This window comes from Alteromonas gilva (genome assembly GCF_028595265.1).
Taxonomy (GTDB): Bacteria; Pseudomonadota; Gammaproteobacteria; order Enterobacterales; family Alteromonadaceae; genus Alteromonas; species Alteromonas gilva.
This window is the reverse complement of record NZ_JAQQXP010000003.1, coordinates 153492-171561: the sequence shown is the minus strand read 5'-3', so window position 1 is coordinate 171561 and position 18070 is coordinate 153492. Positions and strand designations below refer to the sequence as shown.

The following is an 18070-nucleotide window of genomic DNA, read 5'->3' as shown; positions in this document are numbered from 1 at the left end:
CCTACCTCTTAATTTATCGATTCAGTTTATTGATCAGCATAGCTCGCAACTGACGTGATTTGAGTTCATCCATGGGTGAAAGCAAGCCTTGTGATGCAACAGGTAAATGCTGGGTAGGTAAACTTTCATTGTTGAAGATGTAATAGTCAAACACGTGCTTCCACGCGGCCTTTTCGTGCGCAGGCTTATCCCGCAGGCTTAACATAGCGTGGTGAAGTACATTCATTGCCGAGCCCATAAAACGCTCTGCGTTGCTCCACCAATAGTTGACCAGAATATTAAAATTATTGAGCCCTTCTACCTGGTGCCACCACATGCTGGGAATAAAAATGCCATCACCGGGTTCTAACTCTGCAATCATCCCTTTTTCTGCAGCCTGCTTAAATTTGGGAAACTGTTGGTAGTCCGGATTATGCAAATCGACCATCGTGATGGCCTGGCCGCCGGGTGTGGGTGACAACGGCCCCGGATATAAATTTTCAATTTGATCGGGCGGAAACATAATAAATCGGCGCCGACCTTTTACTACACATGCGATGTTATCCGATGCATCATAATGGCAGCGGGCGATAGACTTATTACCAATCCAAATGCTTGGGATTGGGGGCTCGGAATTTGGGTTTCGGGTGGCGAACGACATATCCAGATCGTTATTTTTGCGCAGCCCCGGAAAATTCAAATCAATTACATTTGATGCAATGTAAAGACTTGGCGGCGTCTCATCATTCAAATGCGTGATAATGAGATCAATGACTTGGTCGAGTTGTGCTTTTTCTTTTTTGAAATTCAGGTCTGTAGCGGTTTCATTATAACCGTAGCGTCCATCAAGCCCTGGCTCACCAAAATACGTCAGCGTTGGCTTACCATTGTAAAAAGACTTGAGATATTCAGCGGTTTTACTATCAGATTCAAGGCCTATCTTAACCAGCTCCCAGTGATCGACCAGGCCCTTCAGAATGACAGGTTCTTCATAGGTATGTATGTCATCGGGAACATTTCCCGATTGGCAGTTATGAACGACTTTAGCTTGTCGATTTATGGGTAACATAGTGGTTATGTACTATCTGGCTAGTTGTAGGTTTTTTAAATTAATGAGTTTTCTCACATTTGTCATCGACGCCACCATTGCGAACGCGAGCTGTAAATAACCCGCCTTATTTAACGAGTACAAATCCTCGGCTGAGAGAGCCGCTAACTTTTCTTCATGGATAGCATAATTGCCACTCAGCGCACGTTGTTCACCATTACTTAGTTCAAACTCAATGTTCACCGGTTCAATGAGATCTAACTGGGCAAACCGTTTAAGCATGTTGCCTTGTAAATTTATGCCATTATCAATCAGTTGAAGGCACGTCGAAACATGCTCTAAATACGGACTATTACCGCCATGGGTTAAAAACAGCGATTGTCCCTTCTCGTCATTCACCTTGGGGTGATCCATATCAATATGAATAACCGCTGTCTTTTCTTCACTGTCCTGTTGTTGCTGAAAGCCAATCAAAAATGGGCCTTTACTGAGGATCGCCGGCACATAGTCTGCATTCCAACCAGACGGGTGAGAGGCATCCAGGAACAAGTTTTCATCTTTTTCCAGACCCAGTAACACCGTACAGTGATAATCCTCTGTATTATGGTCCCGACGCAGAAAAATAGGATAATGCTTTTGTAATTCAACAAACTCCGAGGGAAAGGCCAGCACGCTGGCCTGATTATCGCCATACTCTTTGGCATAGCGTGCTATTACTTTTGTATCTTTGTGATAAACATTGTTTAACATCACATGTTTTGTCATTTTTCTCTTCCTATCGCCATATCGGAGACCCGCAGTCCAGCACCTTCCGTTAACGTTTATGGCTAAGCCCGATGGTAACAAGCATACTACTATTTGATTTGGATTAAAAAAGCCGCTTTAGACAGCGGCTTTTATCAGGATCAGTCCCTTAGAACTTGTAACGAGCACCAAGGTTGTAACGTGCGCCGAGCTCAGTTAAATACCATAACTGCGTTGGGTTACGTGCGTAGTCCCGTGTATTTTCGCCGGTAATGTTCAAACCTTCGACGAACACACTGAGCTGTTCATTCACGTTGTAACTGACGTTAACATCAATTTGCGTAAACGCTTCAACATAGCGCGGGTTGTTTGAACCACCTTTGTTAACTTCCGCTAAATACTCATCTCGCCAGTTTAGGGCGATACGCGCCTGCCAGTTGTCATCTTCGTACAAACCAACAATGTTAGCGGTATCACTTAAACCAATCAGAGCAAACTGAGACGTATTCGGATCGGCTTCGTTATCAAAGCCGACATCACCACGTACGATGGTGTAGTTAGCCTGAACACCAAAGCCTGTCTCGCCGAAGAAATGCTGTACGGCAAATTCCGCACCGTAGATTTTCGCCGCACGGTTGTTATCCGGTGTGCTGGTTCTGAACACGTACTCTGGATCCGACTCGTTCGCCACGATATCCCACCCTTGCGTTTCAGCAAGCTGTTGGATTTGCTCTGGGCTACCGGTGTAATCCGCTGCACCATTCGGGAAGGTTTCAGGCTGGCTCAACAATACGGTCATTGCGTACAAGGAGGTATCATCCACCGATATACCCAAATCACGTAATGCTGCTGCCGCTTCCTGTGCACGTGGACCCGCAGTTGGGTTACGAATACCCAGTATGGTTTGGTCAACCTGACGACTTCCAAGGAAGTTTGAAACGTCTTTCTGGAAGAAACCTGCTGACACATAGCTTGTAGGATCGTAGTACCACTCAAGTGACACATCGGTGTTAGATGATTCAAGTGGCAACAAACCTGGGTTTGATGCACTTGCCGTTGGTTGTGCACCTAACAGCGTTGAACCACCGCCGCCACCAAAGTTACTGGCTGATACACCCAGGCTACCCAAACCAGCGCGAGCAATGGTCTTGCTGTAAGAGAATCGACCAATCAGGTCTTCTCTGATTTCCAGTTTCAAATCCAAGCTGGGCAACAGATAGTCATAGCTGTTTTCAGCAGAAGCCGGAGATGGTGGCACGTTACCATCAACATAAGCGACGATATCGTTGTTATCTTCCCATCTGAAGAAGGTTTCACCTACCAGTGAGGTGGACGTAACATCTGTTTCTTCGTAACGAAGACCCGTTAATACGCTGAAATACATATCGCCAACTTCACCGTCTAATGAAATCTGCGCATACGCAGCTAAGGTATCTTCCTGAATGGTATCGTCGAAAGACAAGGCATCTTCAACACGTGATGGAATCCCCGGATACAGGCCTTCAGCAGCCGTATACAGTTCACGTGCATCAGCAATAAAACCATAACCACCCGGCATTACGCTGTGATCCTCAAACTCCCCCGGGAGATCAAATGGCTGAATCAAATCCCCAAACTCACCAGGATTAGCAACACCCCAGTTACCTAAGGCAATGTTGTTACCTGCGGTCTGGAACGAACGAGATTCCATTTCGCGGGCTTCAATACCAAAATCAAAACGGCCATTATCCAGCAAGTATTCGCCGTCCAACTTAAACTGGGTAATATTTGAGCGTTGCGAGGCGTTACGAATACGCGCGATAGATGAACCCACATCGCCTGCATCGACCATGCCGTTGTTGTTTGCACCACGGATACTGTCATCGTAAACATTCTTGTAAGTCGGTAAGTCTGTATCATAGAACCATTCACGTTCCACCACCGTCGGCGCACCTAAACCTACGGCAATTTCGCCCGAACCACGCGGCCCGGTACCACGGCTGTGCATTTCTGAATCGTGGGCATCAAACGTTAGGGTAAGGTCATTATTGACCAAATACTTAAAGTTCACACCAAATGAATCAAGGGTGTTGGTCTGTTCACGCCATTGTTGCTCGAACCCTTCATCCACACCACCTGCATACGTTTCTCTCATATAGATGGGTGTTTTAACTGTAGAATTATCAAACTCAACGACTTGCGTGTTGCTACCGGTTTGTACCCAGTTAGTAATTTCACCGCGTTGTTCAACGATTTCGTTTTCTGCAAACGTGTAATCAACAGACGCCGTAAAGTTATCCGTTGGCGCAAATTGCAGGTTTAACTGTACGTTGTCACGCACTCGCTGGGTGTTAGAAAACGCATAGCGAATGTCGTTTGGCCGTGCGTACAACTGGCCCTGCTCTGGCGCGTTGACGTAGTTGGCATCTGTGGTGTTCCACAATCTATCAGGATCGGCAATATCATCCCAATAATCAATATTCCAGTCGTTAACCGTTGCTCCAGTGTAACCAGAGTCACGCTCCTGGTGAATCGCAGCAACACTGATACCCCAGGTGGCATCATCATTGGCATAGCTCAGAATGGCAGACGCTTCAGGTGTTACATCATCGCCAGTGCGGTTAGTCGTATCATGAACCGCTTTAACGCCAGCGGTAGCAACAAAACCTTCGTTGTCTAATGGCTTCGCGGTAATGATGTTAATGGTTGCACCAATACCACCAGTAGCGATGTTGGCTTTACCTGTTTTATAGACTTCTACCGCTCTAACGGCCTCAGAAGCCAGGTTCTGGAAATCAAATGAACGAGTGTTACCACCTCGTGTTGTGCCATCAGCGCCTGAGCCTGCACCGTAGGTAATAGCAGCTGGCATGGTTCGGCCGTTAAGGGTGATCATGTTGTTACCGCCCGCGAAACCCCGTACGGTCACTTCAGAACCTTCACCGTTGGTTCGGCTTATTGAAACCCCCGTAATACGTTGTAACGACTCGGCAAGGTTAGTATCAGGGAACTTACCGATATCTTCAGCTGAAATCGCGTCTACAATACCGGCTGAGTAGCGTTTAATTGAGGCGGCTTCTTGTAAACTACCTCGAATACCCGTTACTTCAATAACTTCAGTTTCGGCGTCATTTTGTTCCTGAGCGAATACCGGAGCTGAAATTGAAACTCCTAAAATTAATGACAAACTTGTTGCCAGCTGTGTTTTGGCAAACTTTCTTCTAGACATGTGCTTTCTCCAGATCCCACATTAGTGTGTGCTAATACCGTTAAAATTATCGTTATCCCTGATTATTAGTATGCAAAGCTTCAACATATCAATAATGCCATGTAAGCGCTTTCATTGCGTTTTACTTCTTTTACGATTGCGCTGTCGCCATCTCGGATAAAGTTAGTGGCAATAGACTATTTCTTTAACGATTGGTCACGAGTAACAAAAATGTTCAGGTTTACAACATAAACTCAAAAACATTAACGTTTCCGTAACGCCACTGATAGTAGGGAATTCACCATGTGGGGTCAAACGAACGGCGTTATGTAATTTATCAAACGATTAACTAAATTTTAACAGCGCTACAAATACATCATTCACTGTTCGTTTAAAGGCGGAAATGAACCAAAAATTGGTATACGACATTATCATTTAACAATCCAGCCCCTCGCCGCTGATTATCAGTGGTGACATGTCGTTGAAGAAAATTGTGTACCCGATTACTGAGTTAATCCGATACCGCCGGTTTACGATACGTAATTTTGCCGCCCACAATGGTCATGATGGCCTGACTGGTTAAAATGTCCTGTTCAGGCACTGATAACCAGTCTTTATCGAAAATGCTAAAGTCGGCATATTTACCCACTTCTACCGATCCCCTCAGCGATTCCTGAAAAGCACCGTAGGCCGGCCAGATTGTCATCATTTTCAGCGCAGTTTTTCGCGATACCGCCTGTTCAGGATGCCAGCCGGCCCCCGATGTGCCATCGAGTCGTTTACGTGCCACAGCGGCGTAGAATTCAATGCGAGGATCGCCAATTTCTACCGGCGCGTCGGAGCCGGCTAATATCATTAAACCTTTGTCGACCAGTGATTGCCACGGGTAGGCATACACCAAACGCTCTGGACCTAAGCGGTCACCGGCAAAATTAAGATCGCCGATACCATGGCTGGGTTGCATAGAAGGCAGTACCGCTAAATCCACAAAGCGCTGCTGATCCTCAGGCGTAATGACCTGCGCGTGTTCCATACGCCAGCGCAAGTCCTTGCTGGCCCACTTAGCAGTTGGCACTGCGTTGTAAGCGTCTTCGTACCAATCCAGTAGCGAACGCACAGCTCTGTCACCGATAACATGGGTTTGGATCTGTACGCCATGTCGCAGCGCATCGTACAAAACGGGCATCAGGGCTTGCTGCGTAATTCTGTTCATGAAGCCATTGTGAGGCGCATCGGCATAGTTTTCGATTAACGCCGCGCCCCGCGAGCCTAACGTGCCGTCGATAAAGACTTTTATGCCCCGTACCTCAAACATGCTATCGGAGGTTTGTTCCCGGCCGCGGCGGAATCTTTCCTGCGCCTCCAAAACGGGCACTGACGCATACACGCGGTGCGACATCTTGCCCTCGCGGTGAATTTCTTTCATTAAGTCTACAAGCCGGTAAGACATGCCGGCATCTTGTGTTTGAGTCCAGCCCATGGCCGCATTGGCGTGTAAGCCCCGCAACAAATTATCTTTTAAATACTCGTCGGTGTCCTGAGGAATAATGGCTCTGAACACATTCATAGCATTGGCCAAAACATAACCGTTAGGGGTGCCGTCGGGATCGCGCTCAAACTTACCGCCCTCAGGGTCAGGCGTTTCTTTGGTAATGCCAGCGAGCTCCAGCGCTTTAGAGTTAACCAGCGCAGACACACCATCCGCCCGGGGCATAAATAATGGCTTAGTTTGGGTAAAAGCATCTACATCATGTCTGGTTAAAAAGCGCTTTTCGTCGGTCCATTCCCGCTCAATCCAGCCCCGGCCTAATACCCATTCACCATCAGGTACGGTTGCCGACCAGGACGCTATTTTGTTGACGGTTGCCTTAAGAGTAGGAATACCAAACAAACTTAACGTTTTTGTGCGCCGCCCCACCCCCTCCAAATGTTGATGGCTGTCTGTTAGCCCTGCATACACCGTTTTTCCGGCCAGGTCGATGATCTCAGCACTCCCGCACATGTAGGCTTTAGCATCCTGCTCACTGCCCACAAAGACAATTTTACCCCCTAAACTAGCAACGGCCTGCGCCGTCCATTGCTGGTCGTTTGCCGTATAGATTGTGGTGTTATGCAGCACTAAATCTGCCGCAAGACAACGCTCGGCACTTAAATCACCAGGTGGTTTTGCAGACGTTTTTGAATCGCCGCCCAAAGCGTTGGTGCCGGTCATCAATAACACACAAACGCTTATAAGATAGTGTTGCAGGCGCATGGATATCTCCCTTCATTAAGTACACGAGAATATAAAACGTTGCATCATACTACCTTAACTTTGCACACAAATCGTGTCGGTAAATAATCAAGGTGATTGCGGATAATCAATCTGTTTTACTTACATACTGTCGCGTCTGTGCTGTTGAGAAGGCCAACATCTGTTCAGCTCAACCCATTGCGGCTGATTCACAGCGTAATGTTCACAAAAGCATTTAGCGTATTGGCGAGACATAAACTAACCCCGGGTACGGGTGCTCCCGTAATCAGCTAAACTCAGATACCCGAACGCAATTCCGACCCGCCTCTTTGGCACGATAAAGCGCTTTGTCTGCTTTATCGACCAGCACGGAGCCGCTCACAGGGGCGGTTAACGCTGCAGTCACCAAGCCAGCACTGACAGTAAGTCTGCTGTCATGCGTTGAGCCCAGGTGTGGTATGTTTTGCTCTCTCACTTTTCGAACAATACGAGAGGCAACTTTCAGCGCCTGTTCTGCATTGGTATTCGGCAGAATCACGGCAAATTCTTCGCCCCCGTAGCGCGCCACCAGGTCATCGTTACCAAGGCAGCTATCGCACAGTGTGGCGGTTACTTCTTTTAATACTTCATCACCGGCAACGTGGCCGTACCTGTCATTAAAGAGTTTGAACGCATCAACATCAATAAGCAGTAAACTGAGAGACGCTTTGTGTTGAGCCGCTTCAGCGATATCTTTCTCTAAGGTGGAATTAAAAAGTCGCCGGTTAGCAATACCGGTTAAACCGTCGATATTAGCAAGTTGTTCAAGTTGCCTGTTGGCCTCCAACAACGCCGACTGAACCTCTTGGAGTGCTCTTTGGTTATAGAGGTTTTGCAGGGTATTCCCGAGCATTTCACCAATACGCTTTAAGTATTCTATATCGAAGGCATTCCAGGTGTAGGTGCGTCCTATGATGTCACAACCAATAAAGCCATAGGTTTTACCACTGACCATTATTCTTACGCACAAAAGGGAACCAATCCCCTCTTTTTGAAACTCCTTGCGCTCGGAAAGAGCGTGATCCGGTATCTTGTTCACATCATCAACTTTAAAAATGCCTGTCGCAATATGCTGCATTAAGTACGGCATATCACTGGTTGGCATGTCCTGTAAATTGTCGATATAGGGTTGCACATGGGGCGCGACCCATTCATGCGTATTAGACATGGTGGTCGAGTCATCCGAAAACTCAAATAAATAACACCTGTCTACACCGCAGAATACACCGAAGGCCGCGAGGCTTTGGTCAATGATGACATCGAGTTCGTTGGCACTGGCGTTTATTAACTTAGAGGAGAACTGAGTCAGCAGCTGATTAAATTCGATATGCCTTGTTACTTCTATATTGCCTTCTTCGCCGGATGTTACTTGCTCACCAGGCAAGTGCAGACACATTACCAACCAACTATCGCCGTTGTACTCAAACAATGAGCGTTTCATTATACAAGGCTGCGACCAGCCACGAATGTGAACAATGACTTTTCGGCACATGACTGCATCTGCTTCGCTATCTGCCAGCGGCGCAAGCACGCCAACTAACTCATCCTGGGTATCACTATCACAAATACGCACTTCGTTCAGCTCAAGTACATTGCGGTTGACCAGCCCAAAGGCCCGGGCCATTTCATTGTTAAGCTGAATAACTTGCTCGTTGGTACCCATAAACAATGCACAGACAGGTAGTGAGTGCAGAATTAATGCAATGTCGTTCTTGTTCAAATAAAGGCCTCTTCGATATTCTATGTTCAAACGCCATAACGTTGCGCACCTGAACCGCCGCAACCAATCCCCTTCCTTACCCAACATATCAACGCAGGCATAATCAACATGCGGCTTTATCAGGGGAGCACAAAACAATTTTAGCCAAATGCTTTGGTCTCGGGTATTTTAGTATGGCAATAAAATCAACTTTACGCAGGGGCTTTTTTATGACGAAAGACCATGGCAAGCAAATTAAGAACGACAGTGCCTATGAGGAATTACGTGATAAAGGCTACAGCAAAGAAAAAGCCGCACGCATTGCCAATGCACAGGCGAATCCTCAGCAACACCCGTCCGAAAAAGGCGGTAAAAGTAAAAAATACGAGGAGTGGACCAAACAGGCGCTGTACCAGCGAGCCAAAGAAATAGGCATTGACGGGCGTTCAAAGATGAATAAGCAAGAGCTTATCGACGCGTTACGAAACCACTGATCCAACGCCCTGTATTATTGCCCTGACAGCGGCGGCTCACACCAGCCACCTGCTGTGACGGCGCGAGCCAGTGTCAGAGACACAATTTCAGGTGATTATGCAGTCAGGCACGTGGTTAATCACTCCCTAACAAACTGGCATGACCCGGTTACGGCCCAATCGTTTTGCTTCGTACATTAACTTATCAGCCGTTTCTAACAGTTGCTTGCCACTTTGGTTAGGTTGCAATTGCGCCACACCAAAACTTGCGGTGATGTCATTTAAGCTGTCGTTGGTACGTTTATTCACTACGGTGATTTTTTCGATGGCTCTGCGCATTACATCAGCGCGATGTCTTGCCTGAGCCAGATTGGTGTTAGGCAGTAATATAACGAACTCTTCACCGCCAAACCGAAAGGCGTCGGCGCCCTCGCGGCAGTGCGCTTTTAATTTTTTTGCCACCGCTTTTAGTACGATATCGCCCATAAGATGACCAAAACAATCGTTAATCTTTTTAAAATGATCCACATCGACCATGATTAACGACAACGTCTCATTTTTGAGATTAGCGGCAAACTCTGCATCAAAATAGCGACGATTACGCAGCCCGGTGAGGGCATCATAATAGGCGTCTTTTTCGGTCTCCTGAAGCTGCACGCGTAAGCGGGAGATTTCTTTCTCAGCGGTAGCCAGCGACGCATTAAACCCGAGTGTACTTTGCCGGATTTGCTGGGTTTCTTTTACCATGTTGCGCACCAGCCCCATGACTTCTTCCAGGCTCCAGCCCTCTTTTTCTACTTTGTTCAAATCTTCCAGGCAGCCGTCCATAGAACGGTTAAAACTCTGAGTGTCAGAACGGGTATCGCTAACGTTTTGTGACAGCTCAATCAGCATGGCCTCGAGCGTTTGCCGTAATTGCCAGGCATTAACCTCTTGTGAATCAGCCAGATAATTTCGATACCATTCTTTGGCTTTTACTTCTGAGATCACCTGCTGATTTTCAATGGTTGCATCTATCGTTGCATTGAGTTCCGGCGAGTCATTACTCACATAGGTATACCAGATCGCATAGTTTGTCGGGATAGCCGGAATATTGTGCTTAAGCAGCAGGGGAATCGTTTGTTTTAACGTCGCAAAGGACGTTTCTAGTTCTTTTGACATAACCAGGCGTCTGTAGAGTATCTTGCGTTAGGGAACGGCCGCTTGTAGCAACTGTCGGAATAAAAAGCGTAACCTGTCGAACCGATGAGGCGCACCGCACACTTCGCTTTAAGCATAGCTGAAACAGTCACAATAGTGCCAATTAACACGTTAATATTTGTAAAGGTCTGAGAATACAACAACGTCTTACCTTAGCAGTTTTCGGATATAGGCACCGATAAACACCGTGATAAACACCAGTCCAAAAATTGACTCCAGCACCGCAAAGCCAGCAACCAGGCCGCTCGGCTCATAGTCTGGCCACTTGCCAAAAAAATTGCCCGTGAAGCTTTGTACACTTAATGCCAGCGCAACCAACAAATCCATCTCCGGTCGGTAGTATTTAAAGATCATGACAAACAGACCTATCAGCACCATTGAAGAGATGGCAATGTTTCTGAGCCTGACTCCCCAACCGAAAATATAACCAAAAATGAGTCGGGTGAGCGCATGGTGTGGCTGTCGCTGACGCATATAAAAATAGGCATCATCCTCTGCATCTAACTGCCCCGAGTCACTAAACCAATTTTTCAGAGCGCAATACACTTCAGCGCATTTATGAGGCTCTGTTGGTTCATCGACGATAAAACGTCGCGGGGTTAACGACAATGGAAAGTATCGTTTCTTCTGGTAGATATGGTGAATAGGCAGAAACACCAGTCTGGCCGCACTCAGTCGATTAAGTTGTATCTGGCCACCCTCAAACTGGTTATCCTCTAAGTAGGCATTGCCACCGATGGTCGAATTTTGTAAGCAAAGATCGCCCGACAAGCGGTTGTCGAACAGTTTAAGGTGACGTTCAACAGAGCTTCGCTCAAGCATCAATGATGTATTCTCCGGTTGCCCTGCTGCAACGTCCGATAGGGTTAAATCTTTTTCAATGGTCGCATCTACAAAGGAAATACTGCCCATGGTCGAGTTCGAAATAACGCAGTCTTTGATGGTCGTGTTGGCAACAGCGAGTGCTTGAGTGTCACAGTCTTTACATTTAAACCGGGCATTAATGAGGGTGGTATTAGCGCTTTCCGAATCGTAAAGTTCATGGCCCATATACACCGCACCGACTGTGCAGCGGGTCAATGAGGTTTCCTCATCCTGATTGCCAATCAACTCAATATCATTGTTAAACGTGCCGCCAACGGAGACAACGCCAGGTACCGTGATTTCATTCAACCAAACGATATCGTCGCACCCCACCACGCCGAAGTCTAAATAAATATTGTTTGCCTGCACCCCACGAAAAGATACCCCACCCGGACCGCTAAAGTCGCACGATTCCATGTGGATACTGTCCTCAATCTGTGACGACTTTAAGCTGAAATGTTTATGAAACCGGCTATTGGAAAACCATAAACTGTTAGGGAAACGGCATGCAATCAACCTGAAATCATCATCAAAATCGCAGTCAAAGAACGCGACGGTTGTGGCAACATCCAGCGCCTCCAGGTTCACACGATCAAAACGACACCCTCTGAAAACGATCAAAGGTGAGCCTTTTGCTAACAGTGTTTTCAGACCGTTTTCATCAAATCGCTTTGCCTCGTGCAACTCTACGCCGGGCTTATCAGCCGGTTTGTCAAAACACACCGCAGAGACCACTGCCAGGCCGCGTTCAATGGTGCGTTTGTCTTTAACAATAAACCGGGCACATAATTCGTCATCGGCGTTTAAATGTCTGATGCCAAGCTTTTTCAGCTCCAACCAATAGACAAACTGAAGACCCCTTTGACTGTCCAGAATAACGGAAAATCTGGCATGTTTCAGATCGGTGTATACGCAGTGAACGGTGCTATAGCTCGACTGACTTTCCTTGCTCTGCGAAGCCGGCAAAGTGTTCTGAGACGATATGTTCATATTCCTTCCAATCATCACTGTAACTCATCAAATAGATCTTTTGCTTTACCGCTTGTGGGTATTCCATTAACGCACTTAAATTAGCATGAACCGGATTACCTTCCTGTAAAGACACGTCGTGGAAACAATAGGTGTAGCGATAAGCGTTAAGAATATCAGGGATCGTCAGCGTATCTGCGGTATAGAGGATTTTATCATTAATACACACACCAAAGCAGGGTTTGCCGGGGGTGTGCCTGACGGGGAATACCTCGTAGTGAATACCCTCGTGGGTGAAGCGGTTATCCTGAATGATTCTGACGTCAAAAAAATCTTCAAGCGTGGCCTCACCTTCACCAATCCTGCCCATCGATCCCTTCAGTGTTTGGTCCCACAACTCATGATAAATGTCTGCTTTAATGTAAAGCGGCACTTTGGTTTTTAACCTGAACAGGTATTCATAACCAACCCGCTCAAGTCCGAACACGTGATCGCCATGGACATGACTGATGAAAATGCCAGAAATGTTATCAAACCCGATACCACATTCATTCAGCGCACTTTTTACCGTCAGACCGCAGTCAATCAGAAACGCCTTGGTATCATTCATCACCGCCGCATTGGTGTTAAACATGGTTGATGAATCTGAACTTCCGGTACCGATCATTTTAAAAACGCGGGTCATATGTAACTGCTACCTTCTCCGGGACTGATAATGTAAACGCCAACTGCATAAATAAAGGCAGAAAGTACGATTGAGTAAAGCCAGAGCGTCACACTGGCACCTGGTATTCCTTACCGCAACCCAAGAAGCTGGAGTGTTCCCGGGCCCTACTACTAATGCCGTAAAATCGTCGCGCCTGCTTCCGAGCGTATCATATGTCAGTTTTTCATGGGATAACACCGTTGCAAGCACGAAAACCAGCCAATTCGACGCCTGAGCTACGATATACGTTTAATCATGCCGGGGTTATTCAGTAAAAGCATACCCGAGGACCGGATTGGCTAACGCTTGCAGGAAGGTACGCTATCATGCTTGACACAAGCCCGGTAACCCATAAAAAAAGCGAGTAAATCCTGCTGAAACACACTCAACAGGTCTACTCGCAACAAGGACTCATTACTGCGTAGAGCCCCTTTTATCGATAACTTTAACGCGACTTCGCGCTTAGCTGTGCGAAGTTTGACGATGTCCTGATGACCTTATATGTGGCGCTATCAGGTAATTAGATTTGCTCAGGGCGTTACGGTAATCGAACTGGCAATGGAGTTGCTGTAATTTCCATTAGTATCAAAGGCAACACCAATAATATTAAAGGTACCCACACTATTAAACTGATGAGTACGACTAAAAGTTGCGCTACTGCCGTTACCACCGACATTACCCACATACTGCACCAACGGATTATCGCCGTTGCCGTACCACTCTATGCCACTGAGGTTGCCTGAGTTGTCCGTCGCGGTTACCGAAATCGTTACACTCTGACCAAGCGACACCGTGGTCGCAGACGGGCTTAACAGGCCCAATACTGGCGCGTCACCGTAGTCAGGGGTATTCGGCGAGCCGACGGCCTCATCCAAAAATGAATAAGCAAAATAGTAGAAGCCCGGCAGGTGAATACCCGATTGCCAGCTTTCCTGTAGCGCATTGTAATCATTAAGAAACTCTGATTCTGCAGCAGCTATACCATAGTTGGAAAACCAGTCGCCCATGAAACATAACGACTCAACCGGCCATGGTGGGTTGTCACAGGTGGTAGCCGGGCGCCATTCAGCCGAAAAAATCGGCCAAATGTTGAGATTGTCATACAGTTCGCCAAAGGCTTGTAAGCGTGTTTTGCAGTAATTGACTGCAATGCTTGCATCGGTTACATAGCAATGTAAAAACAAATTATCCACGCGACTGGCAATCGCAGCGTAATCGGCACTGTCGGGCCAGCCCAGATAGGTTTCCACCGGCATCGTACCGCCAACAGAATCCATGTAGTCGAGCACACTCAGAAAATACGAAAAGCTCTGATTGTTATTCCAGTACTCATATTCAAGATACAGCGTATCGAACTTGTTCGCATATTGAGCACTGTTTTGGTACACCATGATGCGGTCAAAATCCGCCTCGCTGCCGCCCGCAGCGCCAACAGAATTCACGCCCAGTTGCTTCGCGTTGTAAATGAAATTAGAAATCGCCGACGACGCAGCCGGCAGCAGCGTATGCAAATCATACAAAGTGAGTTTGGTAATCTGGTGTGCCTGAATATGTGCCAGCAACTTATTTGTTGCACTGGCACTGGCTAACACGTCATCAAAATCGTTTACATAAAGCCCTCTGCCGCCAAGCTGACTTGCAGGTGTTGACGAAAAATCCGGCGGCTGCGATACAACGCTAACCTGCCACTCAACAGCCTGGGAATACCCATAATCGGCATCGTAAACAACAACGGCAATAGTATAATTGCCTGCCGATGTAAACGCATGTGCGCGGCTAAATATGGCGTTACTGGTATCGCCATTGGCATCATATACAGAGCCAACAAACGGATTATCACCGTGGCCGTACCACTCTGCCCCGCTTAAATTACTGTCACTATCAGTAGCACTGATACTAAACTGGACGGTTTCGCCAATTGCTACCGACACCACGTTTGAGGTGGGGGTATTAGGACTTATCGACGGTACCGCTGCCAAGGCGGAATTCAGCAGCACCAGCCAAACACTTACTATAGGAATGACGCTTTTCATTGTTTTCTCCTGCATCGTTAACGCGACAGCTTCGTCGCATGAGCCATTTCATTAATGGCCGAAAAAACCTAGCAAGGGCTGCCGCCCCTCACAACGTCCATTCCTAACCTGGCACCCACCTGTCGCCAAGTGGCACACCTTACTTAGCCTGCTCTGCCATGGCCTGGGCATAGAGTCCATGAAAGTTAACTGGCTGCAAGCTAATCGCTGGAAAGCCCGCTTTTACAATTAACGAATCGATGGTTTCCCGTGCATAAGGGAACAAGGTTTCCATACAATCGGTATTTAAGACGCGATGCAATTCAGCTTCACTGAGTCCTTCGCACTCAAACAAACCGGCCTGATAGATTTCAACTGCAAAGACCGGGGTTTGGTTAATCTGCAGCGTGATGTTAAGTGACAATTCCACTTCCCAGAGATTATCTCTGACGCGCTCCGACTTGCCACCCACATCCACGCTGACAGCCGGAGGCCCTTTGGGCATTAACATTGCCTCTGCCCCTTTGGGTGCCTCACAGGCAACGTCTTTCATAAAGATTTTTTTCAGGATATAGCTCTTGTCGCCACTGGTTGCTTGCATAGTTATGCCTCTTATTATTATTGATGCAGTGTCACGCCTGTAATACTGCATCGGGTTCAAAAATTTTTTCACCAGGCATCACGTAATCCAGAATAAGGTGAACTCGCGGCGCACAACCGCGGTTTGTTACCCCATGAATGCGTCGGTTATTAATTTCCCATATTTCGCCTGGTAACAGACAACGCTCGGAGTCGCCGACCTGAAACAAAACCTGCGGATGACTCAAAATAGGAACATGGATACGGTGACACCGGGATAATGAAAAGCCATGATCTGCATGTAAATCAATACATCCGCCCGCAGCTAAGCGAACCAGAATGATGCGCTGAAAATAAGGCTCACCATAGCGCCTGGCGAGCGCTCGCTGGCGAACCGATGACGCAAAATACCCGGCAATCGCCGTATATACCGGTTCCAGTAACGGAGCCAGTTCGGTCATGTGGGGATAGGCGGTAGCCTGTTGATGACGCAAATCCTCATCAAACAATAACGGAATGGTTTGGGTTTGTTTATGCGGCGCGTAGGTTTGCTGACGATGACTGTCCTGCATCCAATCGGTATCGCTGAGTTCGTTAACGTAGGCAGCCAGCGGTTTAATATTGACCTCACCTAACGGTCTGAAATCTTCTTCAATATACATTTACAGGCTCTCTTTCTGGCGCAATGCCCATCGCTTCGAGCTGGTCTAGTCCTGGTGACAGGAAGCGACTGTAGTGTTTCCATGCCGACACTGAACGAGTGTAAACCGGCTCACGCACCTGACTGACACTTGCCGTAGCCACCGCACTTTTTTGCTGGTGAAATTGCAAACATTTGTCTTGCCAGGGTAAGTCTAAAAACGTTAACAAGCGACTAACGCCACTGCGGATATCACCAACTAACTCTTCATACTTCACATCTAAAATCCGTCCCGGAAACTGCTGATGCCAAAATTGCATAAGCTGCTGGTAATGACTGATGTACTGTGCGCATTCGTTTAAGTCGTAGGAGTACTGATACATGCCGTGGGTAAAAATCTGCTTGTAATTGCTCCATAAAATAGCACCGGGATCGCGCACTGTGTGAATAAAGCGGGCATTCGGTAACGCCCTGGCAATGGTGCCAAGATCCATAAAGTTTAATGGATACTTGTCGGTAAAATACCGCACGTATGTGGCGGCCGGGCAAGCCAGCTCCAAATACTGTCGGCCGATTTCAGCGTAATTTATGTGCGCACTGTTACATTGATAAAAGCTCCGGTGAAAACCATCGCCTCCCTGATACTCAACGCTACCTTTCATACTGGCTTTAAAACTACTAAGCTCGCCCATCGCCACCACCTCATCATGACTCGACAGGATACGTTCGATAAGCGTTGAACCGGTTCGGGGCATCCCTACAATAAACACCGGGGTCGGCATATCATCTGCGTCGAGACACGAAGCAGCGGGTAAATTGACTGTGGTATGCCGGGTGAAATGTTCTCGCGTTATGGCAAACGAGTCGGCAACCGCGCTGGAGTTATACTCAAACATTGAACGCATTTGTGCCGCCCCCTGAGCATAGTGCCTGGCGGCTAACGCGGGGTCATTCAGATCTTCGTACTCCTTACCCAGCGCATAGTTAAGTAATGCGGCACCCTCTGGTTCCTTACCGCACTCTGACAAACCACGTTGGAGTAAACTCAGATGATTATCGCCGTGGCTACTGCGTGCCACATTAGCCAGCAGGTTGTACGCGATCGCATAATCCGGCCGATAATTAACCGCCTTGACGTAACATTCTGTCGCCGCGGTCATATCGCCCAACTTTTGTTTTATCGCGCCTAAACGCGTGAGATAAAGTGCGTTATCTGGTGCCTCTTTAAGTAAACGTAAATACAACATTTCGGCCAGCTCATTCTGATTATTCAGATGTGCTGCCTGGGCCAGATCTTGTTGCAATAGGCGGCTTAGTGAGGGGTCGTTAAGCGACTGAGCAATGAGTCTCACCACCGATTTATGATCGCCCACAGCCAGGGCTGCTTCGAGTTGCAAGGCCACCAGAGAGGCGTTCAGGGGGCCAAACTGCAACGCTTGTTCAGCACTGTCAAAGGCGCGTAAATGTGCTCCCATATTAAGGTATGCTTTTGCTCTGGTAGTATAAATACTTTGCGTCTGATGCCCTTTATTGAGCAACCGGTTAAGCAATGCCAGCGCATACCTGGGTTCATTAAATACATACTCCTGAGCGCGCGCTAACTGACGCGAGTCCCGCGATGTCATTTGACTGTCAGTCGGTACATTCATTACGTAAACCACCTGTATTCGCACTCGTATCCGGCTCACCACCTGTTGA

At 47.5% G+C, this 18070-nt stretch carries 13 protein-coding genes; 1 reads left to right on the top strand and 12 read right to left on the bottom strand.

The window, feature by feature from the left end; all coding sequences use genetic code 11:
* Positions 1-13 precede the first annotated feature (13 nt).
* The 5 genes from OIK42_RS17100 to OIK42_RS17080 all read right to left on the bottom strand — a co-directional run bounded on the left by OIK42_RS17100 (position 14) and on the right by OIK42_RS17080 (position 8950).
* Positions 14-1048 carry a cupin-like domain-containing protein gene (locus tag OIK42_RS17100; RefSeq protein WP_273642303.1) on the bottom strand — a complete coding sequence of 345 codons (1035 nt, stop codon included), beginning with the start codon at positions 1046-1048 and terminating at the stop codon, positions 14-16.
* A gap of 12 nt (positions 1049-1060) precedes the next feature.
* Complete coding sequence (locus OIK42_RS17095; protein WP_273642302.1) at positions 1061-1792, bottom strand: SapC family protein; 732 nt, start codon at positions 1790-1792, stop codon at positions 1061-1063.
* Positions 1793-1940: 148 nt separating this feature from the next.
* Positions 1941-4979, bottom strand: a complete 3039-nt coding sequence (locus OIK42_RS17090) for a TonB-dependent receptor (RefSeq protein ID WP_273642301.1) — start codon at positions 4977-4979, stop codon at positions 1941-1943.
* Positions 4980-5469: 490 nt separating this feature from the next.
* Positions 5470-7212, bottom strand: a complete 1743-nt coding sequence (locus tag OIK42_RS17085) for an amidohydrolase (RefSeq protein WP_273642300.1) — start codon at positions 7210-7212, stop codon at positions 5470-5472.
* 265 nt (positions 7213-7477) lie between these two features.
* Positions 7478-8950 carry a sensor domain-containing diguanylate cyclase gene (locus OIK42_RS17080; protein ID WP_273642299.1) on the bottom strand — a complete coding sequence of 491 codons (1473 nt, stop codon included), beginning with the start codon at positions 8948-8950 and terminating at the stop codon, positions 7478-7480.
* A gap of 209 nt (positions 8951-9159) precedes the next feature.
* Between OIK42_RS17080 and OIK42_RS17075 the strand changes: the two genes are divergently transcribed.
* A complete protein-coding gene (locus OIK42_RS17075; RefSeq protein WP_273642297.1) occupies positions 9160-9423 on the top strand; it encodes a DUF7218 family protein in 264 nt (87 codons plus the stop codon).
* 126 nt (positions 9424-9549) lie between these two features.
* On the opposite strand, the gene OIK42_RS17070 is transcribed toward OIK42_RS17075, so the two are convergent.
* The 7 genes from OIK42_RS17070 to OIK42_RS17040 all read right to left on the bottom strand — a co-directional run bounded on the left by OIK42_RS17070 (position 9550) and on the right by OIK42_RS17040 (position 18021).
* Positions 9550-10563: a GGDEF domain-containing protein gene (locus tag OIK42_RS17070; RefSeq protein ID WP_273642296.1), complete on the bottom strand. Its 1014-nt coding sequence runs from the start codon at positions 10561-10563 to the stop codon at positions 9550-9552.
* Between the two features lie 186 nt (positions 10564-10749).
* Positions 10750-12456 (bottom strand): hypothetical protein, encoded by a 1707-nt coding sequence (locus tag OIK42_RS17065; RefSeq protein WP_273642295.1) that lies wholly within the window; start codon positions 12454-12456, stop codon positions 10750-10752.
* Positions 12392-13120 (bottom strand): MBL fold metallo-hydrolase, encoded by a 729-nt coding sequence (locus tag OIK42_RS17060; protein WP_273642294.1) that lies wholly within the window; start codon positions 13118-13120, stop codon positions 12392-12394. Before OIK42_RS17060 ends, OIK42_RS17065 begins: the two co-directional genes overlap by 65 nt.
* A gap of 551 nt (positions 13121-13671) precedes the next feature.
* Positions 13672-15174, bottom strand: a complete 1503-nt coding sequence (locus tag OIK42_RS17055) for an Ig-like domain-containing protein (RefSeq protein ID WP_273642293.1) — start codon at positions 15172-15174, stop codon at positions 13672-13674.
* Positions 15175-15313: 139 nt separating this feature from the next.
* Complete coding sequence (gene secB, locus OIK42_RS17050) at positions 15314-15754, bottom strand: protein-export chaperone SecB (protein WP_273642292.1); 441 nt, start codon at positions 15752-15754, stop codon at positions 15314-15316.
* Positions 15755-15785: 31 nt separating this feature from the next.
* On the bottom strand, positions 15786-16394 hold the full coding sequence (locus OIK42_RS17045) for an aspartyl/asparaginyl beta-hydroxylase domain-containing protein (protein ID WP_273642291.1): 609 nt from the start codon (positions 16392-16394) through the stop codon (positions 15786-15788).
* Positions 16384-18021 (bottom strand): tetratricopeptide repeat-containing sulfotransferase family protein, encoded by a 1638-nt coding sequence (locus tag OIK42_RS17040; protein ID WP_273642290.1) that lies wholly within the window; start codon positions 18019-18021, stop codon positions 16384-16386. The genes OIK42_RS17045 and OIK42_RS17040 overlap by 11 nt, the downstream gene beginning before the upstream one ends.
* Positions 18022-18070: the final 49 nt, after the last annotated feature.